The sequence below is a fragment of the Streptomyces deserti genome (genome assembly GCF_054782695.1).
The window spans coordinates 220,333-235,406 of sequence record NZ_BAAGRZ010000006.1 but is presented as its reverse complement, the minus strand read 5'-3'; the positions used below and the strand labels follow the sequence as shown (position 1 = coordinate 235,406).

The window sequence follows — 15,074 nt, the reverse complement described above, 5'->3', positions numbered from 1 at the left end:
GACGGTCCCGCATCCGGCGCTCCTCGGCGTCTCCATCGAGCGGCAGGGCGGCGGCCCGGACGACTGGCCGGGGCCGTTGGAGCACCACGAGCCCTGACCGAGCGGTACGACGCCGCCTACGCCACCGGTCGTACACCCCCTACGGAACCCTCAAATCAACCTCTGAACCCGGCGCAAGGGGCTTCAACAGCCCCCACCCGCGGGCACATTCTCGGTCACACGGGGCCCGCCGGCACGGGGGCGGCGGGCCCCGCCGACGGGGGAACGGGGCCGGGCCCGGCACGGGGGAAACGGGGCCCGGTCCCCGTAACGGGGCGGGGCCCGGTCCCACCACGGGGGAGGGACCGGGCCCCGGACGAGGACGAGGCGCCCGGGCTGCGGATGAGGATGGAACCGGTCCCGGACGACGGGGACCGGCCGGCGTCCCACAGACCGGTGCGACGTGACGGCGTTCCCCGCCCGGCACACGACCCACGGCAACGGCCCTCAGGATCGGGGATCTCATGAGCGGCGGCACACGCGACACCACGGCCCGGTTGCGACCGCACGAGCTCGCACTCCTGCGCGGTGGTCCGCGCGCCGCCGTGACGGTCGCCGTGGCCGCCCTGTATCTGCGAGGCGCCGTCGAGGCGGGCCGGCCGGGCACGATACGGGTCGCGCAGGCGGCCCCGGGAGGGGACCCGGCACCCGGCACCACACCCGCGGGCCGCTCCCTGCCCCCGCTCCCGCCCCTGACGGACGCGGTGCTCGCGTCCCTCCAGGAGCCCGCGGGCATACGGGAGTTGGTGAAGCGTCCGGACGTCCGCGTGGCGGTGGCCGAGACGCGTGTCGGTCTCGCGGAGGCCGGACTGCTGAGGTTCCCGCTGCTCGGCCCGACGCGCGCCGCCCGCCGCCTGGTACGGGCCCTGCGCGAGCGGCACCCGCCGCCCACGAGCAGGCGTGGCCTGACGGAGCACGACAAGCTGCTGGCCGTCGCGCTGCACGGCGAGGCGGCCCTGAAGGTGGTCGTGCCGCGCTTCGCCCTCCGGGCGGGTCTGACGGCCCGGGTCGAGGTGGCGGACAAGGGGCTCCTGCGGCACTCCCCGCGCGCCGGCATGGGAGGCGGCGGCTCCCCTTCCACCGCCCACTTCTGCGGCAGCGGCGGAGGCGGAGGCGGTGGCGCGGACTGAGCATGCCGAAGAGCGGCCCGTCCCCTCGACTCGGGACAGGCCGCTCCGGCCGCTCACACCCCCGTACGCGTCAGACCTTCAGCGTCTTGATCGACGTCGGCGCGTGCCCCGGCTCGGTCGCGAGCTCCTCGAACTCCACGACGTTGCCGATGTCGTTGGTCGTCGACATGGAGATGTTGGTGACGCGCTCCAGGATCGCCTCGACGACGACCGGGACCTGGTACTCGGCGGCGAGCTTCTTCGCCTGCTCGAAGGCCGCGCCCAGTTCGTTCGGGTCGGTCACCCGGATCGCCTTGCAGCCCAGGCCCTCGGCGACCCTCACGTGGTCGACGCCGTAGACGCCGAGCTCGGGCGCGTTGATGTTCTCGAACTCCAGGTTGACCTGGAAGTCGATGTCGAACGCCCGCTGCGCCTGCCGGATCAGCCCCAGGTAGGAGTTGTTGACGAGGACGTGGACGTACGGGATCTTGTGCTGCGCGCCGACCGCCAGTTCCTCGATCATGAACTGGAAGTCGTAGTCGCCGGAGAGGGCGACCACGCAGGCCTCCGGGTCGGCCTTCGCCACGCCCAGCGCCGCCGGGATGGTCCAGCCTAGCGGGCCCGCCTGGCCGCAGTTGATCCAGTGGCGCGGCTTGTAGACATGCAGCATCTGGGCGCCGGCGATCTGGGACAGGCCGATGGTCGAGACGTACCGGGTCTCGGGGCCGAAGGCCTTGTTCATCTCCTCGTAGACGCGCTGCGGCTTGATCGGGATGTCGTCGAAGTGCGTACGGCGCTGGAGCGTCGCCTTCTTCTCCTGCGCGGCCGCCGCCCAGGCGGAGCGGTCGGGCAGCTCGCCGGCCGCCTTCAGTTCCTTCGCCACCTCGACGAACAGCTCCAGGGCCGCCTTCGCGTCGGAGGCGATGCCGTAGTCGGGGGCGAAGATCTTGCCGATCTGGGTGGGTTCGATGTCGACGTGGACGAAGGTCCGGCCCTGGGTGTACACGTCGATGCGGCCCGTGTGTCGGTTGGCCCAGCGGTTGCCGATGCCGAGGACGAAGTCGGACTCCAGGAAGGTCGCGTTGCCGTAGCGGTGCGAGGTCTGCAGGCCGACCATGCCGGCGTTCAGCTCGTGGTCGTCGGGGAGGACGCCCCAGCCCATGAGGGTCGGGACGACCGGCGTACCGGTCAGCTCCGCGAACTCGACGAGGAGGTCGGCGGCGTCGGCGCTGATGATGCCGCCGCCGGCCACGATCAGCGGGCGCTCGGAGGCGTTCAGCATCCCGATCGCCTTCTCGATCTGGGCGCGGGTCGCGGCGGGCTTGTAGACCGGGAGCGGTGCGTACGTCTCCGGGTCGAACTCGATCTCCGTCAGCTGGACGTCGATCGGCAGGTCGATGAGGACCGGGCCGGGGCGGCCGGAGCGCATGAGGTGGAAGGCCTGCTGGAAGACGCCGGGGACCTGGGCGGCCTCCAGGACGGTCACGGCCATTTTCGTGACCGGCTTGGCGATCGAGGCGATGTCGACGGCCTGGAAGTCCTCCTTGTGGATCACGGCGGTCGGAGCCTGGCCCGTGATGCAGAGGATGGGGATGGAGTCGCCGGTCGCGGAGTACAGGCCGGTGATCATGTCGGTGCCGGCGGGACCGGAGGTGCCGATGCAGACGCCGATGTTGCCCGGGTGGGTGCGGGTGTAGCCCTCGGCCATGTGGGAGGCGCCCTCGACGTGGCGGGCGAGGGTGTGGGTGATGCCGCCGGAGGCCTTGAGCGCCGCGTAGAAGGGGTTGATCGCCGCGCCGGGGACACCGAACGCGTCGGTGACGCCCTCACGCTTGAGGATCTCAACTGCCGCGCGGGCAGCGGTCATTCGAGCCATCGAGTACTCCTGCTTCGACTGCTTCGGCTGTCGGATCAGCACTCCCGTCGCGCCCCGCGGTGAGCTTTTCCGTATAGCGGAAAGTATTTTCTACGATCTGGAATGAATGTAGGTGGGGTGGGCGAAGGCCGTCAAGGGACGGACAAGCGGCGGACAAGCGGCGGCTCCCTGGAGGACGATGGATCCGCTGTCCTCAGGTGACGCCGTCCTGGAGTGGGCCATGTCCGAGAGCGTGCCGGTGCACTGCCCGGCCTGCCGGCGCGAGCACCGCTACGCGGCACCGGCGTATCCGTGTGCGTGCGGAGCACGGGCGGACCTGCCGGTCGCCACCTTCCGCTCGAACATGATCCTCGCGCACAGCCGGTACCGCGGGCAGCTCAACGTGCCCGACATGTTCAGCCGCCTGCTGTTCAGCGTCCTCGCCACCGGCATCGCCCCACGTTCCTTCTACCGCACCGACGGCGACGGCAGCGCCCCTCGGGCCCACTACGACGGCCTGCCCGTGGACTTCACCGCCGCCGCCGTGGCCGCCCTGGGAGGCGCGCAGCCCGCCGCGGAGTACCGGACGTTCAGTCTCGTCAACCCGCACGACGACGGCATCTCGCTCGACACCTTCGTGGACTGGCTCGCCGACGCGGGCCACCGCATCGAGCGGGTGGACGGCTACGAGGACTGACTGGTCCGGTTCGAGGCGGCGATGCGCGCACTCCCCGAGGCCCAGCGGCAGTACTCGGTCCTGCCGCTCCTGCACGGGTTCCGGCAGCCCGAGGAACCGGTCCGCGGGTCCGTCATCCCCTCCGACCGGTTCCGCTCCGCGGTCCGGGAGGCCGGAGTGGGCCCGGAGCGGGACATCCCCCACATATCGCCCTCACTCCTCCAGAAGTACGCCACCGATCTGCGGCAGCTGACGTCCGTGTGACCCGACTACCGTGACCGGACCGCCCACCGCCGGGCCCGTTCGCCGCGCCCGGCGCCGGGTGGCCGGCTAGCCGTCCCCCTCCGGGAGGGCGTACCTCTCCCGCAGCTCCACCTTGCGCACCTTCCCGGACACCGTCATCGGGAAGGAGTCGAGGATCCGCAGCCTGCTCGGGACCTTGTAGTGCGCCAACCGGCCGTCGCAGTACGCGCGCAGTTCCTCCAGCGTCGGCGGGTCGGCCGGGTCGCGCGGGATGACGCAGGCCAGCACCTCCTCGCCGTACCGCTCGTGCGGCACGCCCACGACCTGCACGTCCTGGATCCCCGGATGGCCGTAGAGGAACTCCTCGATCTCGCGCGGGTAGATGTTCTCCCCGCCCCGGATGATCATGTCCTTGATGCGGCCGACGATCTCGACGTATCCGTCCTCGCGCATCACCGCGAGGTCGCCGGTGTGCATCCAGCGGCCGGCGTCGATGGCCTCGGCGGTCTTCTCCGGTTCGTTCCAGTAGCCGAGCATCACGCTGTAGCCGCGGGTGCACAGCTCACCTGCCGTGCCGCGCGGCTGGGTCACTCCGGTCGCCGGGTCGACGATCTTGACCTCGATGTGCGGCAGGACCCGGCCGACGGTGCCGGTGCGGTGCTCCAGATCGTCGTCCATGCGGGTCTGGAGCGAGACGGGGGACGTCTCGGTCATGCCGTAGCAGATGGAGACCTGCTCCATGTGCATCTCGGCGACCACCCGTTTCATCACCTCCACCGGGCAGGGCGAGCCCGCCATGATGCCCGTGCGCAGGGAGGTGAGGTCGTACGACGCGAAGTCGGGGAGGTTCAGCTCCGCGATGAACATGGTCGGGACGCCGTACAGGGACGTGCACCGCTCCCGCTGGACGGCCTCCAGCGTGGCCTTCGCATCGAAGGAGGGGGCCGGGATGACGATGCAGGCGCCGTGCGAGGTGGCCGCCAGATTGCCCATCACCATGCCGAAACAGTGGTAGAACGGCACCGGGACGCACACCCGGTCATTCTCCGTGTAGCCGATCATCTCCCCCACGAAATAGCCGTTGTTGAGGATGTTGTGGTGGGAGAGCGTGGCGCCCTTCGGGAAGCCGGTCGTGCCCGAGGTGTACTGGATGTTGACGGGGTCGTCGCAGGACAGCTCCTCGTACCGCGCGTCGGGCGCGGCCCGGCCCAGCAGTTCCTCCCAGCTCGGGTCGCCGAAGTACACGACCTCGCGCAACCGCGGGCAGTCACCCCGTACTTGCTCGGCCATCGCCCGGTAGTCGCTGGTCTTGTGGCGGAGTGAGGCGAAGAGCAGGGAGACGCCGGCCTGCTTGAGGACGTACTCGACCTCGTGGGTGCGGTACGCCGGGTTGATGTTCACCATGATCGCGCCGATGCGGGCGGTGGCGTACTGGACGAGCACCCACTCGGGACAGTTCACCGCCCAGATCCCGACCCGGTCGCCCTTGGCCACCCCCTTCGCGAGCAGTCCGCGCGCCACCTCGTCCACGGCGGCGCCGAACTCGGCGTACGTCCAGCGCCGCCCGGAGGGCACGTCGACCAGTGCCTCGCGGTCGGGGTGGGCGGCGACGGCCCGGTCGAGGCTGGCGCCGATGGTGTCGCCGAGGAGCGGGACCTCGCTGGTGCCGTGGGTGTAGGAGGTCACCGGAAGTCCTCCTCGCGGTACTCGTTCCCGGAGCCCGCAGCCGTGGCCTCGCGCAGCTCGATACGGCGGATCTTGCCGGAGACGGTCTTGGGCAGGTCACCGAACTCCAGGCGGCGGATGCGCTTGTACGGCGCGAGGACCTCGCGGGAGTGCTCGAACAGCACCTTCGCGGTGTCGGAGCCCGGCTCCCAGCCGTCCGCCAGCACGACGTACGCCTTGGGCACGGCAAGGCGCAGCTCGTCCGGGGCGGGCACCACGGCCGCCTCGGCGACCGCCTCGTGCTCCAGCAGGGCGCTCTCCAGCTCGAAGGGGCTGATCTTGTAGTCGGAGGCCTTGAAGACATCGTCGGCTCGCCCGACATAGAAGACATATCCGTCTTCGTCGCGGCGTCCGATGTCGCCGGTGCGGTAGTAGCCGCCGGCCATCGCCTCCGCCGTACGGTCCGCGTCGCCGTGGTAGCCGGTCATCAGGCCCACCGGCCGGTCGGACAGGTCGAGGGCGATCTCCCCCTCCTCGGCGCCCGGCGCGCCCGTCACCGGGTCGAGGAGTACGACGCGGTAGCCGGGGCTGGGCCGTCCCATGGAGCCGGTCTTGAGCGGCTGGCCGGGGCTGTTGGCGATCTGCACGGCGGTCTCGGTCTGTCCGAAGCCGTCCCGGATGGTCACGCCCCACGCCCGGCGGACCTGCTCGATGACCTCCGGGTTGAGCGGCTCACCGGCGGCGACCACCTCGCGCGGGGGCGTGCGCAGCTGGCTGAGGTCGGCCTGGATGAGCATGCGCCACACGGTCGGCGGCGCGCAGAAGGTGGTGACACCCGCCCGGTCCATCTCCGCCATCAGCCGGGCGGCGTCGAAGCGCGTGTAGTTGTGGAGGAAGACCGTCGCCTCGGCGTTCCACGGGGCGAAGAGGTTGGACCAGGCGTGCTTGGCCCAGCCCGGCGAGGAGATGTTCAGGTGCACGTCGCCGGGCCTGAGGCCGATCCAGTACATGGTCGCCAGATGCCCGACGGGATACGACACGTGGGTGTGCTCGACCAGCTTGGGGCGGGCCGTGGTGCCCGAGGTGAAGTACAGCATCAGCGGATCGTCGGCCAGGGTCGGGCCGTCGGGCGCGAAGCCGGCGGGGGCGTCGTACGCCTCCTCGTACGGCAGCCAGCCCTCGGGCGCGCCGCCGACCGCGATACGGGTGTAGGCGCCGGGCACCTCGTCGAACTTGGCGGTGTCCCCGGCCCGTACGACGACGTGCCGGACCCGGCCCCGCTCGACGCGGTCACGCAGGTCGGCGGGGCCGAGCAGCGGGGTGGCCGGGATGACGACGGCGCGCAGCTTCATCGCGGCGAGCGCGGTCTCCCACAGCTCCGCCTGGTTGCCGAGCATGACGAGGACGCGGTCCTCGGCGGTGACCCCGCGGTCGCGCAGCCAGTTCGCGACCCGGTCGGAGCGGTCGGACAATTCGGCGAAGGACAGGCGGGTCTCGGAGCCGTCCTCCTCGACGATGTGCAGGGCGGTGCGGTCGTTCCCGTCCGCGATCACGTCGAACCAGTCGAGCGCCCAGTTGAACTCCTGCGGGCGCGGCCAGGCGAAGCCTTCGCAGGCGGTGGCGTAGTCCTCGCGGTGTTCCAGCAGGAAGTCCCGCGCCCTGCGGAAGAGCTCCGTCGCCGTCGTCATCTCTGTCCTCCTCGGTACCGGACCATTGCCGGGCGGCTCCCCGCCATCGTGTAATCCGTGATGCGGGTCTCACTACCCCCGAACGGGGGTGTGTGCGGCAGGACAGCCGCGGGGAAAGGGCGAGCGGGTGACGGCCGAAGCGGTGGAGATACGGAACGCACTGGCACGCCTGCGGCGTTCCACCGGACTCCCGGTCGCCTTCGGCGGCCTGCTGGAGGCCGGTCGGCAGCAGATACGCATCAGCGAACTCGACGGCACGGCGACGCACGCGCTCAGGTCGCTGGCGGTGACCTCCGGCAACGGGCTGGGCGGCAAGGCGGTGGCGCTCGCCCGGCCCTGCGTGGTGACGGACTACTCGTCGTCGCGGCAGATCAGCCACGAGTACGACGCCCCGGTCGCCGCGGAGGGGCTGCGGTCGGTGCTGGCGGTACCCGTCGTCGTACGGCGCCGGGTGCGCGGTGTGCTGTACGGCGCCCTGCGCACGGCCCAGCCTCTGGGCGACCGCACACTCGACGCCGCCGTCGAGGCAGCGCGGGACGTGGAGCGGGCGCTGGTCGTACGGGACGAGGCGCGGGAGGCGCTCGGTGCGGCGCGGGCCGAGCAGGTGCGGGAGGCGCACGCGGCCCTGCGGGCCCTGGCGCAGCGGATCGCCGACCCGCAGGTGCGGGCCGAACTCCTCGACGCGTGCGCGCTGCTGACCGAACAGCCGACGGCGACGGTCCGGCTGGCTCCCCGCGAGGTCGACGTGCTGGCGTGTGTCGCGACGGGGGCGACCAACGCGGCCGTCGCCGAACGGCTGGGAGTGACCGCCGAGACCGTGAAGGGGTACCTTCGGTCGGCCATGCGGAAGCTGGGGGCCCGGACCCGTGGGGAGGCCGTCGTCGCCGCGCGCAGGGCAGGCTGGTTGCCGTAGCCCTGAGGTGCTTCTATTCGCTCAGGCACGCTTTGAATTTCGTCCTGCCTCACCCGCTGTCGTTTCCCTCACCACAGCGTCCGTCCGAAATTCAATGAGTTGTTGCCTAATATTGGCCAGGACACGACACAGGAGGGGAGCGGTGACCGTGCGACGGGACTTCCAGGAGCCTGCCAGGAGCCGCCCCGACCTGGTCATCGGCCGGGAAGACCTGTTCACCACGGCGCGTGAGCAGCTCGGCCGAGGCGGCAGTGTGCTGCTCCACGGCCCCGCGGGAATTGGAAAGTCGACCGTGCTGCGGGCACTGGCGGCGGATTACGCCGGTACGGCACGGATCGTCCTGCGCTGCTCGGCCACTGAGTCCGAATCCCATCTGCCGTTCCTGGCCCTGGCCGATCTGTTCGGCCTGGTCCTGGACGAGGTGTCCGGCAAGCTGCCCGCCGCCCAGCGCACCGCCCTGGAGTCGGCGCTCACCGGCCGCGGCGAGTCCACCCTCCAGCGCGACGGGCTGGCGCTGCGGCTGGCCGTGCTGTCGGCGCTGCGCGCGCTCGCCGCCGACGGCCCCGTCCTCCTGGTCGCCGACGACCTGCAGTGGCTGGATTCGGCCAGCGCCGAACTGCTCGGTTTCGCCGCCCGCCGCCTGGGCGACACCCCCGTCCAGCTGCTGTGCGCGGTGCGCACCAAGGACGAGGAGTACGACCGTCATCTGCGGGCCTCCCCGCCGGACACCCTCGCCGTGCGGCTGGGCCCACTGACCCGCACCCAGGTCTCCGCGCTGCTCGACCACCGCGGCTACACCGGCCTGTCCCGCTCCACGGTCCGTGACATCCACCGCACCAGCGGCGGCAACCCGCTGTTCGCCCTGGAACTGGGCCGTGCCCTGGCCGAGAGCCCCGCCCGGCCCCGGCCCGGTGATCCGCTGCCGGTGCCCACCTCGCTGCGGGCCCTGGTGCTCAACCGCCTGGAGATGCTGTCGGACGAGGCGCGCCGCACCCTCCTGGTGGCCAGCGCGGGCGCCCGCCCCACCCTGGCCCTGCTGCACGCGGCCGGCCGGGACAACGCCGAGGCCGAGACCGCCCAGGCCGCCGCGCTGGGGCTGCTCGCGACGGAGCCGGAGGGACCGGCCGTACGGTTCGCGCATCCGCTGATCTCGGCCGCGCTGTACGCGGAGGCCCCGGCGCAGGAGCGCAGGGCCGCGCACGCCGCGCTGTCCACGGCCGCCTCGGACCCGATCGAGCGGGCCCGGCACCTGGCTCTGGCGACCAGCGGCACCCACCCGGAGGTGGCGGCCCGGCTCGCGGAGGCCGCCGCGCTGGCCCGGGACCGCGGGGCCCCGTCGGTGGCCGCCTCGCTCGGGCTGCTCGCCGCCGGGCACACCCCCGCCGACAGCACGCCGGGCCCCGACGAGCGGCGGCTGCAGGCCGCCGAGGACGCGATCACCGCCGGTGAGGTGGACCTCGCCCGGGACATCGCCCGGGACGTGCTGACCCGGGCCACGGTGCCCGCGGAGCGGGTGCGGGCCTGGATGGTGGTCATCGAGGCCGCCGGGCAGGCCCTCGGCGAGGTCGACGCCGTCTTCCCTCAGGTGCTGGCCGACGCGGGCGACGACCCGCGGCTGCTCGCCCTGGTCCACTACCAGCTGGCCTGGCGCGGCCTGGTCGTGGAGGGCGACTTCGCCGAGGCCCGGCAGGAGGCCGCCCACGCCGCCGAGCTGGCCGCGCGCGGCGAGGACCGGCGCACCGAGCTCATGGCGCTCGCCTTCCAGGCCTCCACCGAAACCCTGATGGGACACCCGGACGCCCCCGCGACCATCAAACGGGCACTGAAGGAACCCCAGGACCCGTACGTGGCGTGCCACCACAACGGCGTCGGCTCCGCCCGGTTCCGCTGGCTGATCATGAGCGACCGGCTGCCCGAGGCCCGGGCCACCATCACCGCGCTGCTGCGCGAGGCCCGGCGGCGCGGCATGGTCGAGAGCGAGGTGCACTTCCTGCGCTGCCTCGCCGACACCGAACTGCGCTTCGGGCACTGCGGCCGGGCCCTCGACCTCGCCCACGAAAGCCTGCGCCTGGCCCGGGACTGCGGCATCGGCGAGGGCGCCTCGGCGATGCTCACCTCCCTCGCCGAGGCCTCGGCCGGGGACGTGGACCGGGCGCTGGCCCTGGCCCGGGAGGCCGCGGACCACGCCGAGGTGGACGGCGACCAGATGTACCTCTCCCGCGCCCTGGCCGCGCTCGGCTACGCCCAGTTGGTGGCCGGGGACCCGGCGGGCGCGGTCCGCTCGCTGCGCCGGGTGCGGGAACTGGAGTACGGCCTGGGCATCACCGACCCGGCGCGCGGCCGCTGGCAGGGCGACCTCGCCGAGGCCCTGGTGCGGATCGGCGAGCCCGGCGAGGCACAGGACGTCATCGACGTCACGCGCGTGCACGCGCTGCGGCTGGGCCGGGAGAGCGTGCTGGCCGTCCTCGACCGGGCCGAGGCGCTGGTCCGCGCGGCACGCGGACAGCAGGAGGCCGCGCTCGCCCAGCTGACGTCGGCTCAGGACCGGCTCGCCAGGCTCGGCTACGGCCTGGAGGAGGCACGGGCCGCTTTCGCACAGGCCCGGTTGCGCACCAGGCGGCCGGGACCGACCACCTACGACGAGGCGGCGCGGCTGTTCCGGCGCTGCCGCGCGCTGCCCTGGCTGCGCCAGGTCGACCAGGCCGCCGCGGCCGGTCCCGCCGAACCGGCCGCCGTGCCCACCCCCACGCTCGACGCCCTGGAGGGCCTGGCCTCGATGGAGCGTCAGGTCGCCGCGCTGGTGATGGAGGGCGCCACCAACCGGGAGATCGCCGGGCGGCTGTTCATCAGCGTCAAGACCGTCGAGGCGACGCTCACCCGGGTCTATCGCAAGCTCGGGATCCGATCGCGGGTCGACATCGTCAGACTGGCGGCGGGGCGCCGCGGGGACTGAGCCCGGGGCGGTCCTGCCGACCGCGGTGAGCCCCACGAGGGTGTACCGACGGCACGGTTTCAGCCAGGGCGCCCGGGGGTGGTGACGGCGCGGGTTTGCCGAGGGCGACCGAGGGTTTTCCCTGCCCAACTCCCTTAGGGGGTTCCCTCATTGGGAGCCCGTGCGCCCGGTCCTAGCGTAAGGGCGTGCCGCTCGCCGGGCACACGGGGGTCCCTCCCGAGACCCCCGGTGCACCACCCCCCACCCGCGCGACCCCCCACCGGCAATCCGATGAGGAGACTCATGTTCGGGCTCACCCGTGCCAAGAAGGCCGCCGCCCTCGCCGCGGCGACCGCTGCCGCCGCCGCGACCGCGCTGCTCACCGCCCCCGCCGCCGTCGCCGCGCCGCAGCCCATAGTCGGCGGCACGACGACCACCGCGAGTGCGTACCCCTACGTCATGCAGATCACGAACGCCTCGCAGAGCCAGTTCTGCGGCGGCACCCTGGTGTCCCCGACCAAGGTGGTCACGGCCGCGCACTGCATGGTCGGCAGAACCACGAGCAACACCCGTGTCGTCGGCGGCCGCACGTACCGCAACGGCACGGACGGCACCGTCAGCCAGGTCAGCCGCATCTGGATCCACCCGAACTACACCACGGCCACCCGGGGCGAGGACGTCGCCGTGCTGACGCTGTCGACGCCGATGCCGTACACGACGGTGAAGTACGTGTCGTCCTCGGACACCTCCGTGTACGCGGCCGGCACCACCGCCCGCATCCTCGGCTGGGGCACCACGTCCTCGGGCGGCTCCTCCTCCAACCAGCTGCGCACCGCGACCGTGCCGATCGTGTCCGACTCCAGCTGCGGCAGCTCGTACGGCTCCTCCTTCGTGCGCAGCGAGATGGTGTGCGCCGGATACACCTCCGGCGGCGTGGACACCTGCCAGGGCGACAGCGGCGGTCCCCTGATCATCGGGGGCGTCCTGGCAGGGATCACTTCCTGGGGCGAGGGCTGCGCCCAGGCCGGTTACCCGGGCGTCTACACCCGGCTGACCACCTTCTCGAGCCTGGTGACCGCGCAGGTCAACTCGTAGGCGAGAGGGACCAGCAGTATCCGAAGGACTCCTGAGTATCCCTCAGGTGCAGTGCCAGGGGGCGCTGCGGGCCTCCACGAGCGGCCCGCAACGCCCCCTTTCCATGCGCGCCCATGGCCGCGACCGGTTCGCTGCTGTTTCAATCGGCGGCGGATGGGAGTGATGCACATGGTGTCCGCGGACCGTTTCCTCGCCTTCGCCGCGATGTCGCTGCTGGTGATCGTGATTCCGGGTCCCAGCGTGCTGTTCGTCATCGGCCGGGCCCTCGCCCACGGCCGCCGCACCGCCGTGGCGACCGCCCTGGGCAATGTCGTCGGCTCGTACCTGCTGGTGGTGGCGGTCGCGGTCGGGATCGGCTCGCTGGTCGAGCGGTCGGTGACGGTGTACATGGCGGTGAAGCTGGCCGGGGCCGCGTACCTCGTCTTCCTCGGCGTGCAGGCCTTCCGGCACCGCAAGGAGCTGAAGGCGGCTCAGATCAGCACCCGGCCGGCGGGACCGGCGCGCGGTGATCTCCGTACGGTCCTGGACGGCGTGCTGGTCGGTGTCACCAACCCCAAGGGCGTGGTGTTCTTCGCCGCCGTCCTGCCGCAGTTCGTGGACCACTCGGCAGGACATGTGGTGGTGCAGATGCTGCTACTGGGCCTGGTGCCGATCTCCATCGGCCTGGTCACGGACACCCTGTGGGGCCTGACCGCGTCGGCGGCCCGTACCTGGTTCGCCTGCTCCGACCGGCGCCTGTCCCTGATCGGCGGGGCGGGCGGCTGCACGATGATCGGGCTCGGCGTGACGGTGGCGGTGACGGGCCGCGCGGAGTGACCGACCGCCGCCGTCACTGCCGTACGGCACCGAGTCGTCACTGCCATACGGCACCGAGCGTCACTGCCGTACGGCACCGAACCGGATGTCGTACGACGACTCCGGGTGCAGCACCGCCAGCATCCGCTCCCCCTCGGCCGTGACCGCGTCCCGCTGGGCCTTGCTCAGCCGGCCGAAGGGCTCGATGACGAGCGCGTCCTTCTCCAGCCGCCACACCCCGGCCAGGAAGCCGTCGACGAGGAGCGTGCAGTGGACCAGGTTCCCCTGCCAGGCGCGGCCCCAGTGCTCGGGCGGGATGACGCGGGTGCGGTCGGCGTGGGACAGGAGCAGGTTGTCGAACTCCGGCAGGAAACGCGGCGGGGCCGGGGTGTCCGGGTCGGGTCGGGGAGCATTGGGAAGGTCGAACAGCTCGACACCGTGCTCGTCCCGGAAGGTCAGGAGCTGCGGGCGCAGACGCTCGAAGGCCTCGCGCAGCCGGGTCAGTCCGGCCCAGGTCTGCATGTCCTTCACCGAGGCCGGGCCGAAGGCGGCGAGGTAGCGCAGCACGACCGCGTCCGGTTCGGGGGCGGGCTCGGCGGGGCGGCCCAGCCAGTGCTCGGCGGTGGTGAGGGCGACCTGCCCGCTCCTGCCCCACAGTCCGCGCGGAGTGACCTGGACCAGGGGCAGTGTGCAGCGGGCGGCGATGCCCAGGGCCTGCGGGTCGGCGTCCGGCCACTCCTCGAGCAGGGCCTCGCGCAGCTGCTTCATGGTGCGCGGCTCGGCCTCGACGAGGTCGCGGGCGAGGGCGGCGAGCCGGTCCAGGTCCACGCCGGCGAGCCCCTTGCGGAAGATGCCGAGCTCCCGTTCCCGGGCTGGCTGCACCAGGGGCCGCAGGGTCAGGCAGTCCTCGGCGGTGTGGGTGTGGATCGTCGAGCGCAGGGTGACGATACGGACGACCGCGCGGTCGGCCATCAGCCGGGACAGCGCCTCGGGGGTGAAGCCGTCGAGGCGGGCGGCGAGCGCGTAGTACGGGGGCTTGACGTTCTGGGCCTGGAGGCCGACCAGGTGCGCGACGGCGGCCTCGGCGGACATCGGCGAGCGACGCAGGAGCAGTTGCCGGTCGAGGGTCGCGCGGTTGAGTGCGCGGGTGCCGAGCACGGCGGCGGCCGGGTGCGTGGCGCTCCGCGCCGACGTGTGCTTCGTCGCCGTCCGCTCCGTTGCCGTCCGCTTCGTCGTCGTCCGCTCCGTTGTCGTCCGCTTCGTCGTCATGCCCCGCACGCTAGTGCCGCTTGCGGCCACCTTCTGTCCGCGACTCTCACCGGACCCTGGACCGGCCCCCGTCCCGATGTCGTTTGCCCCCGTACATCCTGCTCGTCTCCCGCTCCGTGAACACACGAACGCAGGCTCGACCGAGAGGCAGCCGCGTTGCCCCAGCGACGCGCCCGCGCCGCCGTCCCGACGCATCAAGCCCCGGACGACAAGTCCAAGAACGAGGCCCCGGACGGGCCCCAGACGGACGGGACCCCGGTCGGCCGCAACCGGGTGAAGCACAAGTCCGGGAAGTCGGGCTTGCGCCGCCCCTGACCCCGCAGCAGCCGCGCGCCACGCTGATCCCGCCCCCGCGGCCCCGCAGCCCGCCGAGGTGGGCGGCGTCGTCGAGGCGGCCCTGTACCGCGACGGTGTCCGGGTCTCGGGCATGATCGGCCTGGCCCGTCCCACGGACGGTGAACGCCCCTCCCTGGCCGCGAAGTTAACTGCACCCGCTGGCGGTCGAGGATGGAGGCTCACCAGCGGCCGAAGCTGGAGCGCTACGGCGACACGCTGTTCGTCGTCCTGAGGGCCGCCCGCCACCTCGACGCTCCGGAGGAGGTCGACTTCGGCGAGCTGCACGTCTTCATCGGCCCCGACTTCGTCATCACGGTCCGCCACGGCGGGCGGCCCCGGCCTGTCGGACGTCCGCCCGGTTGTGGTGCCGGTCAGGGCGACTGCAGCCAGGACGTCGGCGGCTGTCTTCGCGAGGAGCATGGCAATCAGCGCACGGCGATCGGCGTGCCAGGCCAGGCG

11 protein-coding genes and 1 pseudogene are annotated in these 15,074 nt (G+C 72.4%); 8 read left to right on the top strand and 4 right to left on the bottom strand.

Annotation, left to right across the window (positions count from 1 at the left end):
- Nucleotides 1–503 precede the first annotated feature (503 nt).
- The gene (locus ACYVMZ_RS14585) at nucleotides 504–1,169 is read left to right on the top strand and encodes a TIGR04222 domain-containing membrane protein (protein WP_461079464.1); all 666 of its coding nucleotides are present in this window, start codon (nucleotides 504–506) and stop codon (nucleotides 1,167–1,169) included.
- A gap of 70 nt (nucleotides 1,170–1,239) precedes the next feature.
- Here the strand turns inward: ACYVMZ_RS14585 and gcl are convergent, their stop codons facing one another.
- A complete protein-coding gene (gene gcl / locus ACYVMZ_RS14580) occupies nucleotides 1,240–3,024 on the bottom strand; it encodes a glyoxylate carboligase (RefSeq protein ID WP_461079462.1) in 1,785 nt (594 codons plus the stop codon).
- 220 nt (nucleotides 3,025–3,244) lie between these two features.
- Here gcl and ACYVMZ_RS14575 point away from each other — a divergent pair, with 220 nt between their 5' ends.
- Together ACYVMZ_RS14575 and ACYVMZ_RS14570 are read left to right on the top strand one after the other, a co-directional pair.
- Nucleotides 3,245–3,700, top strand: a complete 456-nt coding sequence (locus ACYVMZ_RS14575) for an SDR family oxidoreductase (RefSeq protein WP_461079460.1) — start codon at nucleotides 3,245–3,247, stop codon at nucleotides 3,698–3,700.
- Nucleotides 3,701–3,721: 21 nt separating this feature from the next.
- Entirely contained in the window at nucleotides 3,722–3,943 is a 222-nt protein-coding gene (locus tag ACYVMZ_RS14570; protein ID WP_461079458.1) for a hypothetical protein, read from the top strand.
- A 66-nt stretch (nucleotides 3,944–4,009) separates the two neighbouring features.
- Here the strand turns inward: ACYVMZ_RS14570 and ACYVMZ_RS14565 are convergent, their stop codons facing one another.
- The gene (locus ACYVMZ_RS14565; protein ID WP_461079456.1) at nucleotides 4,010–5,608 is read right to left on the bottom strand and encodes an AMP-binding protein; all 1,599 of its coding nucleotides are present in this window, start codon (nucleotides 5,606–5,608) and stop codon (nucleotides 4,010–4,012) included.
- On the bottom strand, nucleotides 5,605–7,275 hold the full coding sequence (locus tag ACYVMZ_RS14560; RefSeq protein ID WP_461079454.1) for an AMP-binding protein: 1,671 nt from the start codon (nucleotides 7,273–7,275) through the stop codon (nucleotides 5,605–5,607). Before ACYVMZ_RS14560 ends, ACYVMZ_RS14565 begins: the two co-directional genes overlap by 4 nt.
- Before the next feature lie 127 nt (nucleotides 7,276–7,402).
- Between ACYVMZ_RS14560 and ACYVMZ_RS14555 the strand changes: the two genes are divergently transcribed.
- The 4 genes from ACYVMZ_RS14555 (at nucleotide 7,403) to ACYVMZ_RS14540 (ending at nucleotide 13,031) form a co-directional block, all read left to right on the top strand.
- Nucleotides 7,403–8,188, top strand: coding sequence for a response regulator transcription factor (locus tag ACYVMZ_RS14555; protein ID WP_461079452.1), 786 nt, complete (start codon nucleotides 7,403–7,405; stop codon nucleotides 8,186–8,188).
- Between the two features lie 142 nt (nucleotides 8,189–8,330).
- Nucleotides 8,331–11,141, top strand: coding sequence for a helix-turn-helix transcriptional regulator (locus tag ACYVMZ_RS14550; protein WP_461079450.1), 2,811 nt, complete (start codon nucleotides 8,331–8,333; stop codon nucleotides 11,139–11,141).
- Nucleotides 11,142–11,423: 282 nt separating this feature from the next.
- Nucleotides 11,424–12,215: a S1 family peptidase gene (locus ACYVMZ_RS14545; protein WP_461079448.1), complete on the top strand. Its 792-nt coding sequence runs from the start codon at nucleotides 11,424–11,426 to the stop codon at nucleotides 12,213–12,215.
- A gap of 168 nt (nucleotides 12,216–12,383) precedes the next feature.
- Nucleotides 12,384–13,031, top strand: coding sequence for a LysE family translocator (locus tag ACYVMZ_RS14540; protein WP_461079446.1), 648 nt, complete (start codon nucleotides 12,384–12,386; stop codon nucleotides 13,029–13,031).
- A gap of 60 nt (nucleotides 13,032–13,091) precedes the next feature.
- On the opposite strand, the gene ACYVMZ_RS14535 is transcribed toward ACYVMZ_RS14540, so the two are convergent.
- A complete protein-coding gene (locus tag ACYVMZ_RS14535) occupies nucleotides 13,092–14,279 on the bottom strand; it encodes a winged helix DNA-binding domain-containing protein (protein WP_461079444.1) in 1,188 nt (395 codons plus the stop codon).
- A 373-nt stretch (nucleotides 14,280–14,652) separates the two neighbouring features.
- Between ACYVMZ_RS14535 and ACYVMZ_RS14530 the strand changes: the two are divergent.
- Nucleotides 14,653–14,951: pseudogene (locus ACYVMZ_RS14530) on the top strand (CorA family divalent cation transporter); the annotation flags it as partial.
- Nucleotides 14,952–15,074 lie beyond the last annotated feature (123 nt).